The organism is Azospirillum thiophilum (genome assembly GCF_001305595.1).
Taxonomy (GTDB): Bacteria; Pseudomonadota; Alphaproteobacteria; order Azospirillales; family Azospirillaceae; genus Azospirillum; species Azospirillum thiophilum.
Genome location: NZ_CP012401.1, coordinates 1,646,337 through 1,662,041 on the forward strand (window position 1 = coordinate 1,646,337; position 15,705 = coordinate 1,662,041).

Genomic DNA, 15,705 nt, shown 5'->3' on the forward strand with positions numbered 1-15,705 from the left:
GGAGTTCGCGTGATGAGCCTGAAGGACCGTCGTCTGTCCGAGCTGCGCGCCCGCATTCCGGAAGTCACCGCGGCCGACGCGCTCGCTCTGCAGCGTGGCGGTGCTCTGCTGGTCGATGTCCGTGAGGACGAGGAGACGGTGACCGGCACTCCCGTCGGGGCGCTGCGCCTGCCGCGCGGTTTCCTGGAATTGCGGATCGAGGACAAGGCGTCCGATCCGGCACGCACCCTGCTGCTGATGTGCGCCGGCGGCACCCGGTCGCTGTTCGCGGCCGAGGATCTGCTGCGGCTGGGCTATGGCGACGTGCGGTCGGTGGCCGGCGGCTTCTCCGCCTGGAAGGCGGCGGGCCTGCCGGTGGAGGTGCCGCCGCAACTCGATGCCGCCCAGCGTGAGCGCTACCGCCGCCACCTGACCATGCCCGAGGTGGGAGAGGTAGGTCAGCACAGGCTGCTGCGTAGCCGTGTCGCCCTGATCGGTGCGGGCGGGCTCGGCTCGCCCATCGCGCTGTATCTGGCCGCCGCCGGGGTGGGGCATCTGACCCTGATCGACGACGACCGGGTCGAGCGCAGCAACCTCCAGCGCCAGATCCTGCATGCCGAAAGCCGGCTGGGACAGCGCAAGGTCGAGAGCGGGCGCGCCGCCCTGCTCGACCTCAACCCGACCATCGAAGTGGTGAGCCACGACACGCGGTTGGAGGCCGCCAACGTGCTCGACCTTTTGGCCGGTCACGACGTGGTGGTCGACGGGTCCGACAATCTGCCGACGCGCTATCTGGTCAACGACGCCTGCCTGCGGCTGGGCGTGCCCAACGTCTACGGCGCCATCTTCCGGTTCGAAGGACAGGTGTCGGTGTTCGGCGGCGCCGCGGGCGTGCGTCCGTGCTACCGTTGCCTGTTTCCGGAACCGCCGCCGGCCGAATATGCCCCGTCCTGCGCCGAGGCTGGCGTATTGGGCGTTCTGCCCGGCGTGATCGGTACCATCATGGCGGCCGAGACGATCAAGCTGCTGTTGGGGTTGGGCGAACCTCTGGCTGGCCGTCTGCTGCTCTATGACGGACTGCGCGGCGAGTTCAACGAGATCGCGGTGCCGGTCGATCCCGACTGTCCGTCCTGTTCGCATGGTGCGCGGCCGGAACTGAGCGATATCGCGGCGGTATGCGGTGTCTGACAGAGGAAAGCGGAAGGGCGCCGCCTCGTGTCAGGCGGCGCTCTTTTGTTCGATGACGCTGTGCACGAGTTTCTTCAGGGCGACAAAATCGACCGGCTTGGTCACCAGTTCGGCCGCACCGATGTCCAGTGCGCGCCGGCGGTTTTCCGTGTCACCGTAGGCGGTGACCATGATGACCGGAACATGCGGCACTTTTGCACGCAGGCATTGCAGAAGATCAAGGCCGCTCATGCCCGGCATGTTTATGTCGCTAAGGACAAGAACAGCCTCCGGTTGTAGCCCAGTGTTCAGGCTTTCAAGGGCTTTCTCCGCCGACGCGGCGAAATGAAGCACGAGTTCACCACGGCGCAACTCGGCGCGGAAACGCTGGCGGAAGAGATCCTCGATATCCGGTTCGTCGTCGACGACGAGGATTCCCAGGGTCATGTCTTGCGGCGCTCCCCTAGCGACATTGCCGTCACCGTGCGTGGCAGCGTGATCGTGAACTCGGCATGCTCGTTTTCGACGCTGGATACGTCGAATCGGCCCCTGTGTTGATGTACCACGATGTCATAGCTCAGCGAAAGGCCTAAGCCCGTTCCCTCGCCGGTGGGCTTCGTCGTGAAGAATGGGGTGAATAGTTTGTCGACCACCGCAGGCGGCATGCCGACGCCATTGTCGTGAATTCTGATCGATACTTCGGAAATGCTCGCTTCAGTTGTGACTGTGAGCCGCGGTTCATAGCCGGGGTCGCCTGAGGCCAGCTGGCGTTTGCGCACGGCGTAGAAGCTGTTGGTGAACAGGTTCACCAGGACGCGCGACATGTCCTGAGGAACCAGTTTGACGTCGCCCACCTTCGGGTCGAAGCGGTGCTCCAAGGTGGCGTTGAAAGCGCGGTCCTGGGCGCGCACCGCATGGTAGGACAGAGCCAGCGCCTCTTCGACCAGCGCATTGAGGTCGGTGGCCTGCCATTCGCCGCCGCCGCCGCGCGAATGGGCCAGCATGCTCTTGACGATGTTGTCGGCGCGCCTGCCATGGTCCGCGATCTTGCGCAGGTTGCTTTGCAGGCTGTCGACCAGTTCGTCGACGTCGGCGCGGGTGGCCTCGTCGAGATGGCCATCGAGCGGTCCCAGCAATTCCAACAGCTCGTCCAGCAATTCGCCTGACAGCTCGGCGAAGTTGTTGACGAAGTTCAGCGGGTTCTTCAGCTCATGGGCAATTCCGGCGGTCAACTGGCCGAGCGACGCCATCTTCTCCTGAACGATCAGCTGTTGCTGGGTGTCGCGCAGCTCCTTCAGGATCGCTTCGGCGCGTTCCTTGGCTTGGCGCAGTTCGTCCTCGATGCGCTTGCGGTCGGTGATGTCGTGGTGGGTGATGACATAGCCGCCGTCGGCGCGCGGAGCGGTGCGGATGTCCAGGATGCGGCCGTTGGAGGGAACCTGGCGTTCGGAATTGATGACCCCCTTCACCAGGAAACGGGTACACAGCTCCGCCACCGTCTCCTCGCAGGGGACGTCGCCGTAATCGCCGCGCTGGTGGTTGTAATAGAGGGTTTCGGCGACCGGCGTACCGGGCGGGAACATGCCGGGGGGGTAATCCCACAGCCGGAAATATTCGCTGTTGGCCCCTTCCAGCCGCAGGCCGCGGTCCAGCATCAGCACGCCGTTGGGCATGGCGTCGATCGCTGCCTGCAACAGCTGCCCCTGGTGCGGTACCTCGGCGTTGGCGGCCTGCGGGCGCATCTGGGTCAGCATCTCCATCACGGCGGGCGCGCCACCCCAATCCACCGGCTCCAGCAACTGGTCGAACCATTGCACGCTGGTGTCGGCACGGTGTCGCTTGATGCGGCGCGCTTGCGACTGGATCGGCCCTTGCAGGCAGCGGGCATAGGCGTTGCGTTCCGCCAGCCGGGCGTCCTCCGGCACCAGCTCCATGATGTCGGGCAAGGCCAGCACCTGTTCCACCGACTCATAACCCAGCAGGCGGGCCAGTGTGTTGCTGCAATGGAGGATGATGCCGTCGCGGTGGACGATCACGCCCGGCATCGCGGCGACCAGCTGGTCATGGTAAAGCCTCGCCCGGTCGGCCGCCGCCGACAGGGCCTCGCCCGGCGAAGAGTAGGATGACAGCGGTGGCAGGGCGCGGAACAGCTCGGTCTTGTCGTCCATATATGATCGTCCCTGTGGATCGTCCTGTCGGGTGGGCGGTCGGTCAGGTCAGGCGGGCGGATGAGGGATGAAGTCAGGGGGCGTCCAGAGGCAGCCGCAGGATCACAGTGGTCCCGCGCCCGACCGAGCTGTCGATGTCGATCTCGCCGCCCAGCTTGCCGGTCACCAGGTTGAACACGGCATACAGGCCCAGCCCCATGCTGCCGGCACCGCGCCGCGTTGTGGTGAAGGGCTGGAACAGCCGCGGCTGGATGTCCGCCGGAATGCCGCGGCCATTGTCGGCGATGCGCAGCTCGACCCGCTCTTCGCCCAGCATACGGACCGACACGGTGACCCGGCCGGCCGGTCGCCCCCGTCCACCGCCCGGCATCTCGCCTTCATCCCCGTTCACGCCGGCTGCGACGACGGCTGCGACCGGCTCCGCCTCGAAGGCGTGGGCGAAGGCATTGGTCAGCAGGGCGAGAAGCACTTCGGTCAGCGCGCCGGGATAGGTGTCCAGTGCCAGCCCGTCCGGGCAATCCAGCGCCAGCCGATGGCCGGAGGCCGCCGGCTGCACCTGCACCGCCAGCACGATGTCGGACAGGTAGTCGCGCAGGTCGAATCGGCTGCGCGGGGAGCTGGCCTTGCCCTCCGTCACCAGCTTCAGGCTCTGGATCAGCGCGGCGGCGCGTTCGATGTTGGCGACCAGCAGGGTCGACACTTCGCTGGCGGTGCCGACATACTCCTGGAAGTCGCTCTTGCGCAGCTGTCCGCCCTTGAAGGTCATGATGATCGCATCCGACGCCGTCTGCAAATGGGTGGCGGCGGTCAGGGCGATGCCGACGGGTGTGTTGATCTCATGCGCGACCGCGGCGATCAGCTGGGCGATGACCGCCATCTTCTCCGCCCGGATCAGGTCGGACTGCATGCGCTCCAGATCGGCCAGGGCCTGTTCGGCCGAATCCTTGGCGGTCCGCAGCGCCTCGGCCTGCTCCTTGCGTTCGGTGATGTCGTAGAGCCAGACGATGAAGACGGGCTGGTTCTCGTAGCTGGTCCGGTCGACGGACATTGCCATCCACACCGTGCGCCCGTCCTCGCGCAGGTAATGGATCTCGTCGGAGGACGGGGCGATTTCCGGCAGCCGTTCGCCGACATGGCGGAACAACGCAGGTGCGCAGTGCTGATGCATCGCCTCCGAAGGCACGCCGAACAGTTCGATGCAGCGCTGGTTGCAATACAGCAGCTCGCCGGTCTCGGTGATGATCGACACGCCGATCGGGCTGCCGTCCAGCACCCGGCGCAGGCGGGCGGCCTGGGCGCGCGACGCCGCTTCCGCCGTCCGGGTTTCCTGCAGCGCGTCGCGCAGCCGTCGCACGGCGCGGCTCGCCTCCAGCGTCTTGTGGATGGTGGCTTCCAGGTCGGAGAAGTCGATGGGCTTGATGATGAAGTCGAAGGCGCCACGGTTCATCGCTGCGCGCACGTTGCCCAGGTCGCCATAGGCCGAGACCATGACCGCGCGGATATCGGCGTTCACCCGCGGCAGGTGGTCGAGGAGGGTCAACCCGTCCATGCCGGGCATGTTGATGTCGCTCAGCACCATGTCGATATCGGGCTGGGTGCGCAGAGTCTCCAACGCCTCCTGCCCGTCATGGGCGAACAGGAACTCCAGCTCGCCGGCGCGGACGGCGCGACGGAAGCGCTGCATGATCAGCGTTTCGACGTCCCGCTCGTCGTCGACAACCAGTATCTTGCCCATCCCGCCTTCCTACCGCCAACCCGCCCGCCCGGCGGGCAACCCCGCCGGCATTCCGCAACAGCCGGAGCCGGGCGCCCCACCATAAGCGTGGATCGCGCCGACGGGAAGCACCGTGGCATGGGGCGCCCCATCGGTTGTGCGGCACTGTGGCAGCGAGGTCGGGATGGATCGCAAAACGGGTGCTCCCATTCGATGTCACGCACGGACAACGAGCAGGATAACATGGGATTGCAGTGCGGTGGGCCGCTTGTGCGGAAACCGTATGTGATCATTCGGTGGAATCGCGCGCCGTCGATCCATCCGGTGCGGAACCGGCGAGCGGCAGCGTGAACCAGAAGGCGGCGCCGATCGAATCGCTCTTGTCCGTACCGCTCTCGCCCGAGCCGGCATCCGCCCCCCCCGGGGCGTCATCCACCCCGATGTCGCCGCCCAGATGCTCGACGATGCGCTTGGCGATGGCCAGTCCAAGCCCGGTGCCGGCCGGCTTTCCGCTCAGCCTGTCACCGGCCTGGCGGAAGCGGTCGAACACCAGCTTGCGGTCCTTCGGCGCCACGCCGGGGCCGCTGTCGGTCACCGTCACCCGCAGCCGGCCGCCCTCCGGTCGGGCCTGCAGCCGGACCCTGCCGCCGGGTGGCGTGAATTTGGCGGCGTTGGACAGCAGGTTGACCGCGACCTGGATCACCCGGTCCTCGTCGCCGCGCACCAGCTGGAGGTGGCCGGGGATGTCGACCGACAGGGCGATGCCGCGTTCCAGGAACAGCGCCTCCGTCGCGGCCACGGCCTGGGTCAGCGCCTGGGCGGGATCGATGGACCCGATCCGCCAGTCGAGCAGCCCGGCTTCGATCTTCGCCATGTCCAGCACCTGGTTGATCAACCGGGTCAGCCGCTCGCTCTCCTTGATGATGACGGCCAGGAATTCCTGCCTCTGGCCGGAGTCGAGACCGGGATCGTCGTGCAGGATTTCGCTCAATGCGCGGATCGAGGTCAGTGGTGTGCGCAGCTCGTGGGTCACGGTGGACAGGAAATCGTCTTTCAGCCGGTCCAGCTCGGTCAGCCGCTCGTTGGCGGCGCGCAGTGCGTCGGTGGCGCGTTCCAGTTCCACGGTCTTCAGTTCCAGCTGGCGGCTGTGGGCGATGACGTCGCTGGTCTCGTCCAGCATGCGCAGCAGCTCCGCCGCCTCCACCGCCCCGGCGGAGACGGAGGAGGCGAGCGCCACCCGCGCCGACGCCCCGCCGATGGCGCCGGCCAGCAGCCGCTCGGCCAGCCGCAGCCGCTCGGGCCCCGCAGGCTCCTCCGGGGCGGCGCCGACGAAGGCCTGTTCGGCGCGCTGGAGGCCGAGGAAACGGGCGACCACGCGGGTGAGATCGCCGACGCTAGCCTCGCTGCGCCAGTCCTCCGGCGCTGCCGGGATGCTGGTGGACCCAGACGACTCGAAGACGTCGACGAAGGCGACGGCCTGCGCCCGCTCCGCCGCGCCCGGCCGGTCGAACAGCGACAGGGCGACATAGGTGCCGATGTTGGCCAGCGCGCTCCAGAACAGGGCATGGGCCAGCGGGTCCCAGCCTTCCAGGCCGAGCAGGGCATAGGGGCGCAGTGCCGTCAGTCCCCACGGCCCGTCGGCGATGAAGGAAGCGGGCAGCCAGCCCGACCGCGCGAAGCTGGGCAGCAGCAGCGTGTAGGCCCAGACCAGGGTGCCGGCGGACACCCCGCCGATGGCACCGCGCCGAGTCGCGCCCCGCCAATAGAGCCCGCCGATCAGCGCCGGGGCGAACTGCGCCACCGCGGCGAAGGAGATCAGCCCGATCGATACCAGCGCATAAGCCGAACCAGCCAGCCGGAAATAGCCGTAGCCGAACAGCAGGATCGCCAGGATGGCGGCGCGGCGGACAGCCAGCAGCAGCGGCGCCAGATCGGCGGACCGCGCCAGCGCCTTGGGCCGGGTGCGCAGCAGCACCGGCATCACGAGATCGTTGCACAGCATGGTGGAGAGCGCCACCGACTCGACCACGATCATCCCGGCCGCCGCCGACAGGCCGCCGAGGAAGGCCAGCAGGGCCAGCCATTGCGCCCCGCCATGCAAGGGCAGGGCGACGACGAACAGGTCGGGGTCGACCCCTCCGCCGAAGGTGAGCAGCCCCGACAGGGCGACCGGCAGCACGAACAGGTTGATCAGCAGCAGATAGAGCGGGAACAGCCAGACGGCACGCTCCAGGTGCCGCTCGTCCACCGATTCGATCACCATCACCTGGAACTGGCGCGGCAGGCACAGCATCGCCGCCGCCGACAGGATGGTCGTGGTGACCCATGCCCCTCCCGCTCCGCCCAGCGCGGCCTCGCTGCCCAGCAGGCGGGCGATGTCGGGGCGGGATGCCGCGGCGTCGAACAACGCTCCCAACCCGCCGTGCAGTCCCCAGACCACGAACAGCCCGACCGCCAGGAAGGCGACCAGCTTTACCAGCGATTCCAGCGCGATGGCCGCCACCATGCCGGGATGGTGCTCCGCCGCGTCGATCTGGCGGGCGCCGAAGACGATGGCGAACAGGGCCATCGCCGCCGCGATGAGGAAGCCGGAATCGAGGAAGGGCGGGGCGGTGCCCAGCCCGCCGCCGGTCAGCACATCGAAGCTGACGGCGACCGCCTTCAATTGCAGCGCGATGTAGGGGGTGACGCCGACAGTGGCTGTCAGCGCCACCAGCCCGCCGAGCAACGGGCTGTGGCCGTAGCGGCTGGCCAGGAAATCGGCGATCGAGGTGATGCGCTGCGCCTTGGCGATGCGCAGGATCTTGCGGAGCACCAGCGGCGCCAGCAGCATCAGCAGGGTGGGGCCGAGATAGACCGGCAGGAAGCCGATGCCCAGCGTCGCCGCCCGCCCGACCGAGCCGTAGAAGGTCCAGGTGGTGCAGTAGACCGCCAGCGACAGGGCGAAGATGGTGGGCGACGCGATGACGCTGCGCCCGGCCGCCGCGCGGCGGTCGGCCCAATGGGCGATGGCGAACAGGACCGACAGATAGGCCAGGGCGGCGATCAGGACGGTGGCCCAGCCCATGCCGACGCCCAAGCCGCTGCCCATCCGCGCTCTTCCCTAATGCGCCCGGCCGGCCAGCGCGGCCAGCGCGATCACCGCCGCCCAGACGCCGAACACCCAGGCATGGAACGCCGGCACCCCCAGCAGCCTGCCCTCCACCCCGAACAGGCCGAGCAGCGGCGGGTTGAAGAGCGCCGCGGCGAGCAGGAACAACCCGACAAGACGGTCGCGGCGCCGGCCGGCGTCAGGCGTCGCTTCCGCGCCCGGGTCCGGCCGCGGGTTCGGCCGCGCCGCCTGTTGCGGCGCGCTCAAAAGGCGCGTTCCCGTGCGGCGAGCTCGACCAGGATGTTGGCGCCGCGGATGGCGTCGTCCAGCGTCCGCACGTCGCGCTCGCGCAGCATCTCGATCATGCGCAGGAAGATTGCCGCTGTGACCAGGCTGTCGCCCAGCGCGGTATGGCGGTCGACCACGGCGATGCCCAGCCGTTCGGCGATGCCGTCCAGCGTGTGGTCGCCGTCGTTGCCCAGCAGCATGCGCGACAGCAGCATGGTGTCCAGCACCGGGCAATCGAAGGAAACGCCGGCCGCCCGTTCCTTCATCTTCAGGAATTTGAGGTCGAAGGCCGCATTGTGCGCCACCAGCACCGCGCCGGAGACGAAGCCGCGGAACTGCGGCAGCACGGCGTCGATGGTCGGCTTTCCCGCCACCATGGCGTCGCCGATGCCGTGGAAGGGGATCGATTCGGGCGGGATCGGCCGTTTCGGATCGACCAGCATGTTGAAGGTCTCGCCGGTCAGGATGCGCCCGCCGACGACGCGCACCGCGGCGATCTGGATGATCTCGTCGCCGGTGCTGGGCGACAGGCCGGTGGTCTCGGTGTCGAACACCACGTAATGCAGCCGGTCGAGCGGCGTACGGCCCAGTTCGCTGGTCGCCAGCGGCTGGTGCAGCAGGCCGAAATCGAAGAATTCCGGACGCGCGCCGGCACGCGGGCGCGGATGGGCGGAGCGTGGCGACTGGGCCGGCGGCAGCGGCACCCGCAGCCGGGCGCGGGGCGTCCCGTCCACCATGGGCAGCGGCTCGCTCCAGGCGGTGCTGCGATGGTGCTGCAGCACGTCCCCGGCGCTCAGGCCGCCGAGGCCGCCCGGCAGGGCCTGCTCCAGCCAGCCGTCCAGCGTGGCGCTGGGCACCGCCGCCCCTTCCCACACGAGATCGAGATAGACCCAGCGGTCGCCGTCCTGCGGCCCGGCCGCCTCCAGATCGAAGGCGGTGGCGCCGGTCAGCCCATGCACCCGGCCGATCAGCTGGGCGAACAGCAGAACCAGGCTGTGGCTGTCGCCATGGACCCATTGCGGCAGGCCGGTCAGCGTCACCGCCAGCGGGTGGCCGGCCGGCTGGTCGGCACCGGCGCGATGGGCGACCAGGGTGATCAGGTTGTTGGAGTGGATGTCGCTCATCGGCCAGCTGCCGGTGACGACGTTGCGGTAGGAGGCGGTCACCCGTTCCAGCCGCTGGGACAGGCTGTCGCAGGATTCCAGCATGGCGCTTTCGAAGGCGGCACGCTCGCCGGGGCCGAGGTCGGGGGTGTCGTACAGCGTCTCCACCGCGGCGCGCAGGTTGGCGATGGGCGCGCGGAATCCCTCCGTCGCCTCGCGCAGCAGGGCGTCGCGCTGGCCGAGCGCCGCCAGTTCGCTGGTCGCGTCGGACAGGGTCAGGACATAGCCCGTGATGATCGGGCTCCCGAAGGCCGGCGGCCCGTCCGGTTCCGCTTCCGGCTCCTGCAGGATGGCGCTCATGCGGCCTTCCAGCAGGATGCGGCCATCGGTGGTGGCGCCGACGAACTGGGCGGTGGTGCCATGCTCGTGGGACAGGTGCCGCCCCTCGCGCACCCGCAGGCTCAGCCGTTCCAGCGTGTGGGTCACCGGCTCCGCCACCACGAAATGCAGCAGCGAGCGGCCAAGACCCAGATCCCCGGTCAGGTGCAGGATGTCGAGCGCGGTCTGGTTGTAGAGCAGGATCTGGTGTCGGGTGTTGCAGACCAGCACGCCTTCATGCAGGTCGCGCAGCACCGCGGCCAGCCGCGTCTTCTGCTCCTCCGCCGTGGCGGTCGATTCGGCGACGGTGTGGGCGATGTCCCGGCGGACCTGGGCCAGCTTGTCCGACAGGTCGTTGACCGCGCGGGCCATCGGCACGAGGTCGCCGTAGCGGGCCAGCGGCACCCGGCCGCCGACCGCCCCCTCCGCATTGCCATGGGCGATCAGTCCGGCTTCGCGGCTCAGCGTCTCCGCGGCGCGCAGCAGACGGCGGTCGACCGTCAGCCACAGCCCCCAGACCGTGGCGGCGCAGGCCGCCGCCATCACCACCGCATAGGTCAGCAGCGGGTCCGCCGCGTCCGATCCGCGGACCGCCGCCGCCATCCCGGCCGCCAGCCCCACCAGCCCGAGGCCGGCGGCGAGGAAGGCGGGCTGCACCATGCGCCGGGGGCGGGGAGCGGTTCCGGGCTTACCGTCGGCGTCTGGACCTGCTGCGCTTTCCAGGGCCGGGATGGTCATCGGCTGGGCTCCACGGTGCCGGCCGTCGCCGGTATGCCCAGGTGGCGGCGGACGGTGGCCAGCAGGTCGCGGGTGGAGAATGGCTTGGTGATATAGTCGGTGGCGCCCAGCGCCAGACCCTTCTGCCGTTCGACGTCGCGGCTGCGCGCGGTCAGCATGATGATCGGCAGCGATTTCCAGGCCGGATTGGTCCGCAGCGTCTGGCAGACGTCGAAGCCGTCGCGCTTCGGCATCATGGCGTCGAGCAGGATCAGGTCGGGGGTGAAGGCCGCGACCGAACTCAGCGCCTCGTCCCCGTCATGGGCGATGCGCACGTCGAACCCGGCGCGCTGCATGAGGACCTGGAGCGACAGGAGGATGCTGGGTTCGTCGTCGACGACCAGGATGGTCGGCTTCATGGCTGGGCGTCCTCCGGTTGCCGGTCTTGTGCCGGCTCGCTTGAATTGCGTTCGCGCCGATGATTGCGGCCGTATCGATGCGTTCGCGTCCTTGACTGTCGATGGTACAAGCAAAGAGAAGGAAGGATCAAGCCGGCCACCCGGCTCCCCCGACCAAAGAACGGGGGTGGGAGCCCAAAGAAAAAGCCCGGCTGCGACCAAATGTCGCCGCCGGGCTTTCGGTTGGAGGACACGGTGTCGCAGGCGCGGAACCGATGCCGCGCCCGGCTCCGCCGCGGATCAGCGGGCGGTCACGACGACCGGGTTGAGCCCCATCTTAGACTTCAACTGTTCCGCCTCGCGCTTGGCCGCGGCCGGATCGGCGAAGCCGCCGACGCGAACCGCGCGCCAGGACCGGTTGGACCCGTCGGTCCAGTCCACCGTATAGGCCTGGAACCCGCTGCCCTGCAGCCGATGCGCCAGCGAATCGGCGTTGGCCGTCATCTGGAAGGTGCCGACCTGAACGGTGTAGCGCCCGGCCGGCGGAGTTGCGGTGGCCGAGGCCTTGGCTGCCGGCGGCGCGGCGGGTGCGGCCGGCGTTGCGGTGGCGGCTGGCGGGCGCTTGGCCTCCTTCGGCGGTGCCAGCATCGCCTGGAGGGAGCCGGTGTCGGCCGACTCGCCTGCCGCCGTTTCCCTTGCCGGATCCTTTTGGGCGGGCTGGGCGGGCGCCGGTTCAGGCTTGGCTGCTTCCGGTTTCGGCGGGGGCGTGTCGGCCGGGGCGGCGGCGCGCGGCTTCGGGGCTGCGGCGGGTGCCGTGGCCGGAACCGACGGAGGTTCCGGCACCTTCAGCACCGGCGGCGGGTTGGCCGGCAGGGCGGCAACCGGCGGCGGCGGCGCGGCGGATGCCGCGGGCGGCGGTGCAGAGGGAGGCGCCGAATGCGGTGCTGCGGTCTGGCCCGCCGGCCGGCCGATCATCGCCTCCGGTGCGCCGCCATTGGATGCCGCGCCATTGGCCGGGGCCGCATTCGACGGTGCATTTGAAGGCGCGCGGGTGATGGCGGGGGCAGGCACCATCGGTGCCGAGGAGTCGGCCGTCGTCTCCGGCACGTCGCTGCCAGAACCGAGGACGACCACGGCGACGGCGATGCCGCCGGCAGCCAGCAGGGCCAGCGCGATCTTGCCCACCGGCAGGCTGCGGCCGGCCGGCTCCTCCTCCTCGTCCTCGATGTCGTCGGCCTGCGGATCGGCCCGCAGGTCCTCGTTCAAGGCGCGAAGCAGCTTGGCGATGTCCTCGTTCTCCGGCGGGGGAGCCTCGGAAGGTTTGCCGTTGGCCTTCATCTCGTCCTTGAAAGTCGGTGTCGTCAGGGTGGGGGCCTGACGGGGCGGGGGCTTGAGCGTCACGGGGGACCTGCGCTTGCCCGTCACGGCGGGCCGGCTGGAAACGACAAGGGGCCTTCCGGCGGACGGGGCCGTGGGACACGGACCGGCGGCGGAAAGCCCCTTCTCCTTATCGTATTTTGCCGCCCCATCAAACCGCCAAGCGGTCGCGCCCGGCGGTCGGGCGATACGAAAGAAGGGACTTCCCGCCGGGGGTGTTCATCCCCGCCGGATCAGCCCTGCTGCGGCTTGGCCGGGTCGGCCGGCGGCTGGGGCTGGGGCGCGGTGGACGCGGTCGGCTGGGCGGCCGGATTGATCGCGGCGGGCGGCACCTGGGTGGTGGCGTTCGTGGCCGCGGTCTTCTCGTCCTCCTCGTCCTTCAGGCCGGACTTGAAGGCCTTCACGCCCTTGGCGATGTCGCCCATCACGTTGGGCAGCTTGCCGGCGCCGAACAGGAGAAGCACGATGACCAGAACGATCAACCAGTGCCAGATGCTGAAACTGCCCATCGATCAATACCTCTGCAATTCGGTCGGAGCGGACGACGTCGCGATCGTCCCCCCAATGTGAGTGCCTCCTCCGCGCCGCACAAGAGGCGGTCAGGCGGTCGGGCCGCTTTCCGCCGGTTCCTCCGGCACTTGGTGACGCATGATCAGCGGCGCCTGGAACGCACTGAACAGCAGGGTCAGCGGCATGATGCCGAACACCTTGAAGTTGACCCATATGTCGGTGGGAAAGTTCCGCCACACCGCCTCGTTCAGCACCGCCAGCACCAGGAAGAACCAGGCCCAGCGGATGCTGAGCGTCCGCCATCCCTCGTCCGACAGGTTCAGCACCGTGCCGAGCAGGCGCTTCATCACGTTGCGGCGCATCGCATGCGCGACGAACAGCACGGCGGCGAACAGCAGGTTGACCAGCGTCGGCTTGATCTTGATGAACAGGTCGTCCTGCAGCCACAGCGTCAGGCCGCCGAACAGCAGCACGAAACCGGCACCGACCACCGGCATGATCGGAATCCGCCGCTCCAGCCGCCAGGACACCGCGACTGCGATGGTGATGGCGACCATGAAGACCGCGGTGCCGGTCATGATGCCGGCCTGGGAGTTGGCGACGAAGAAGGCGGCGAGCGGGCCGGCCTCGATCGCCAGTCGTGCGAACTGGTTCATTCCCCTGACATAGCCCGAACCGGCTCCCCGTGAAAGGGGCGAATGTTGGCGTGCGGGACATTCGGATGGGTGATGCCGGCTCTCAGAACTGCGCCGACAGCCGCAGCGAGCCGTAATTGGTCAGCGACTTCTGCCCGCGGAACTCCGGCGTCTGCAGCGTCTGGGCATAGGTCAGGCCGTAGCGCCCATAGCGCAGGGTCAGGCCGGCCTGCATGCTGCCGACCAGGGGGTGCTTGTCGACCGACCGGCTGTCGCGAAAGCTGTTGCCGTCCAGGAAGATGTTGCGCGCCACCGCCCGGCCCTCGGCGCTGGCGTAGAGATACCAGGAGAAGCGGCCCGGCCGTTCCGAATAGGGCGTGTCCTGATAGGGGATGCTGGCGGTCGGGCGGCTCACCAGAGCCCCTACCGGCGGCGGCATGTTGCCGCCCAGCCGGACGGTGGCGCCCGCACCGGCGAAGGTCAGCACATTGCCAAGGCTGCCGGCGACATGGGGACTGACGTCCCATTCCAGCGCCCCGAGCGTGTTCGGCTTCTCGTTGCGCCAGACATGTTCGTAGCTCAGCACCACGCCCGGCTCGTCGCGCAGCTGGTAGTTCCAGCCCTCGGGGTATGTTGCACCGTCGACGATCCTGTGGACCGCCTTCTGCGTCTGCTCCGCCAGCGAGGACGGACCGACGATGCCGAGATCGAGGTCGATGCGGTCCACCGCCGTCGGCGCCTCGTTCAGCACCGACACCCGGCCATAGAGCCAGCCGGCATAGGGCCGGTCGGTCGGATCGGGGTTGCGCGCCGACAGGCTGCTCGGCGTGTAGATGTTCTGGCCGAAGGCGAAGCCGTAGCGGCGCATCCCGCCCGGCTCGATCCACGGCACCAGATCGGCCAGCCAGTCGATGCTGCCGTAGGTCGGGCGCGCGCCGGAGAAATAATAGAACTGGAAACCGTTCGAGTAATAGCGGTCGGTGCCGCCGCCGAACAGGTCGTTGTCGATCCAGAAACCGATCGCCGGGCCGGAGGCGGCGGGCGCATCGCCGGACGGCGGGGCCGCTTCCTGTGCTCCCGCTTCCGGCACCGCCGCCAGCAGGGCCATTGCCGGCAGGACCACGGCCAACATTGCCGGCACCCGGCCGCTGTTCATCACCATTCAGGCACGCTCCATCCGTTCCGCAGGATAACGGGGCAGATGGGGAGCATGTTGCGCCGGAATGCGACTTCTTTGGAGGTAGTGGCCGGCGGCGGTGGCCTCACACCGCCGCCTGCAGCACCGCCGCCGCCTCGTCCAATGTCATGTCGATGCGCCTGATGCCGTGCAGCTCCAGGAAGCGGGCCTCGTTCTTCGACAGCTCGCCGGGGATCACCGCCCAATGGCTGTCGGAGGAGCGCTTGGCGATCTGGCGGGCGAAGGTGCGCTGGATCTCATGGTCGAAGCGGCAGCCCAGGAACAGGAAATGGCGGCCGGCGCGGCGATCCTGGACGATGGCGGGAATCGGGGTCTGGATGTCGATCTCCGTCAGGATCTCGACATAGTCGCTGTCGGAGATCAGGTAGTTGCCGGCCGGCGTCACCGCGCCCGACGGCTTGTAGAGCACCGTCTGCCAGCCCGCCGCCGCCTCGGCCGTTGTCTCCGACCCGTCGGGAGCGTAGTAGCGCACCCATTCGCCGGTCGATTGCGGATGGGACACGCCCTGGATCTGGCCCCAGGTCCGCTCAGTGGCCGCGCTCAGCAGCGTGTCCAGCACATTGTCGTACCACACGTCGACCACCAGCGGCGGGGCCGGGATCGCGGCCAGCAGGTTGTGGACGGCGGTGGCCGGCACCGTCTGGCGGAAGATCTCGTTGAGGATGATTTCCAGCGTCTTGCGGTGTTTGCGGGTTTCGATGAACTGGGCGACCGCGGTCAGGTTGCTGCGGATGCGGCCGGGGGCGGCGACCTTGGCGTTCAGCCGTTGCACCAGCTCCGCCGAGTTGCGCGGGATCGGGCATTGGTCCGGCGGCAGCAGGGAGAAGGCGCCCGGGCCGAGATAGGGCACCACCTGCTGTGCGGCCAGCGCCGCCGCGATGTCGGCCAGCGCCGCCGCGGCGTCGGGGACCGTGACGGAGTCGGGGTCGGTTGCGATGGTGGTGTCGGTCATGGAAAACCCTTCCCTGATGTCTTCGGAGCC

13 protein-coding genes are annotated in these 15,705 nt (G+C 68.9%); 1 reads left to right on the forward strand and 12 read right to left on the reverse strand.

The genetic code is table 11. The features are described 5' to 3' along the window. Window positions 1–12 precede the first annotated feature (12 nt). Window positions 13–1,167 (forward strand): molybdopterin-synthase adenylyltransferase MoeB, encoded by a 1,155-nt coding sequence (gene moeB / locus AL072_RS07620; RefSeq protein WP_045580834.1) that lies wholly within the window; start codon window positions 13–15, stop codon window positions 1,165–1,167. A gap of 30 nt (window positions 1,168–1,197) precedes the next feature. Here moeB and AL072_RS07625 read toward each other — a convergent pair whose 3' ends face one another. The 12 genes from AL072_RS07625 to AL072_RS07680 form a co-directional block, all read right to left on the reverse strand. Further along, window positions 1,198–1,593 (reverse strand): response regulator, encoded by a 396-nt coding sequence (locus AL072_RS07625; RefSeq protein ID WP_045580833.1) that lies wholly within the window; start codon window positions 1,591–1,593, stop codon window positions 1,198–1,200. Then, window positions 1,590–3,314 carry a PAS domain-containing sensor histidine kinase gene (locus tag AL072_RS07630; protein WP_045580832.1) on the reverse strand — a complete coding sequence of 575 codons (1,725 nt, stop codon included), beginning with the start codon at window positions 3,312–3,314 and terminating at the stop codon, window positions 1,590–1,592. The genes AL072_RS07625 and AL072_RS07630 overlap by 4 nt, the downstream gene beginning before the upstream one ends. Window positions 3,315–3,387: 73 nt before the next feature. Beyond that, window positions 3,388–5,049 carry an ATP-binding protein gene (locus AL072_RS07635; RefSeq protein ID WP_045580831.1) on the reverse strand — a complete coding sequence of 554 codons (1,662 nt, stop codon included), beginning with the start codon at window positions 5,047–5,049 and terminating at the stop codon, window positions 3,388–3,390. A 268-nt stretch (window positions 5,050–5,317) separates the two neighbouring features. After that, window positions 5,318–8,119, reverse strand: a complete 2,802-nt coding sequence (locus tag AL072_RS07640; RefSeq protein ID WP_245636620.1) for a sensor histidine kinase — start codon at window positions 8,117–8,119, stop codon at window positions 5,318–5,320. Window positions 8,120–8,131: 12 nt separating this feature from the next. Beyond that, entirely contained in the window at window positions 8,132–8,386 is a 255-nt protein-coding gene (locus AL072_RS07645; protein WP_045580830.1) for a hypothetical protein, read from the reverse strand. Further along, the gene (locus AL072_RS07650; protein ID WP_045580829.1) at window positions 8,383–10,626 is read right to left on the reverse strand and encodes a 3'-5' exonuclease; all 2,244 of its coding nucleotides are present in this window, start codon (window positions 10,624–10,626) and stop codon (window positions 8,383–8,385) included. The genes AL072_RS07645 and AL072_RS07650 overlap by 4 nt, the downstream gene beginning before the upstream one ends. Beyond that, a complete protein-coding gene (locus AL072_RS07655) occupies window positions 10,623–11,024 on the reverse strand; it encodes a response regulator transcription factor (protein WP_045580828.1) in 402 nt (133 codons plus the stop codon). Before AL072_RS07655 ends, AL072_RS07650 begins: the two co-directional genes overlap by 4 nt. Before the next feature lie 279 nt (window positions 11,025–11,303). Continuing rightward, complete coding sequence (locus AL072_RS07660) at window positions 11,304–12,404, reverse strand: SPOR domain-containing protein (protein ID WP_245636621.1); 1,101 nt, start codon at window positions 12,402–12,404, stop codon at window positions 11,304–11,306. Between the two features lie 209 nt (window positions 12,405–12,613). Next, on the reverse strand, window positions 12,614–12,889 hold the full coding sequence (locus tag AL072_RS07665; protein ID WP_045580826.1) for a twin-arginine translocase TatA/TatE family subunit: 276 nt from the start codon (window positions 12,887–12,889) through the stop codon (window positions 12,614–12,616). A gap of 90 nt (window positions 12,890–12,979) precedes the next feature. Further along, on the reverse strand, window positions 12,980–13,546 hold the full coding sequence (locus AL072_RS07670; protein ID WP_045580825.1) for a septation protein A: 567 nt from the start codon (window positions 13,544–13,546) through the stop codon (window positions 12,980–12,982). Window positions 13,547–13,628: 82 nt separating this feature from the next. Continuing rightward, window positions 13,629–14,687 (reverse strand): lipid A deacylase LpxR family protein, encoded by a 1,059-nt coding sequence (locus AL072_RS07675; protein WP_144428170.1) that lies wholly within the window; start codon window positions 14,685–14,687, stop codon window positions 13,629–13,631. A gap of 100 nt (window positions 14,688–14,787) precedes the next feature. Then, the gene (locus tag AL072_RS07680; protein WP_045580824.1) at window positions 14,788–15,675 is read right to left on the reverse strand and encodes an SIR2 family NAD-dependent protein deacylase; all 888 of its coding nucleotides are present in this window, start codon (window positions 15,673–15,675) and stop codon (window positions 14,788–14,790) included. Window positions 15,676–15,705: the final 30 nt, after the last annotated feature.

Excerpts from the sequence above, each read along its gene's own strand:
- AL072_RS07655 (WP_045580828.1), bottom strand. The coding sequence starts at position 11,024 with ATGAAGCCGACCATCCTGGTCGTCGACGACGAACCCAGCATCCTCCTG.
- AL072_RS07670 (WP_045580825.1), bottom strand. The coding sequence starts at position 13,546 with ATGAACCAGTTCGCACGACTGGCGATCGAGGCCGGCCCGCTCGCCGCC.
- AL072_RS07635 (WP_045580831.1), bottom strand. The coding sequence starts at position 5,049 with ATGGGCAAGATACTGGTTGTCGACGACGAGCGGGACGTCGAAACGCTG.
- AL072_RS07675 (WP_144428170.1), bottom strand. The coding sequence starts at position 14,687 with ATGGTGATGAACAGCGGCCGGGTGCCGGCAATGTTGGCCGTGGTCCTG.
- AL072_RS07665 (WP_045580826.1), bottom strand. The coding sequence starts at position 12,889 with ATGGGCAGTTTCAGCATCTGGCACTGGTTGATCGTTCTGGTCATCGTG.
- AL072_RS07650 (WP_045580829.1), bottom strand. The coding sequence starts at position 10,626 with ATGACCATCCCGGCCCTGGAAAGCGCAGCAGGTCCAGACGCCGACGGT.
- AL072_RS07630 (WP_045580832.1), bottom strand. The coding sequence starts at position 3,314 with ATGGACGACAAGACCGAGCTGTTCCGCGCCCTGCCACCGCTGTCATCC.
- AL072_RS07680 (WP_045580824.1), bottom strand. The coding sequence starts at position 15,675 with ATGACCGACACCACCATCGCAACCGACCCCGACTCCGTCACGGTCCCC.
- moeB (WP_045580834.1), top strand. The coding sequence starts at position 13 with ATGAGCCTGAAGGACCGTCGTCTGTCCGAGCTGCGCGCCCGCATTCCG.
- AL072_RS07625 (WP_045580833.1), bottom strand. The coding sequence starts at position 1,593 with ATGACCCTGGGAATCCTCGTCGTCGACGACGAACCGGATATCGAGGAT.
- AL072_RS07640 (WP_245636620.1), bottom strand. The coding sequence starts at position 8,119 with ATGGGCAGCGGCTTGGGCGTCGGCATGGGCTGGGCCACCGTCCTGATC.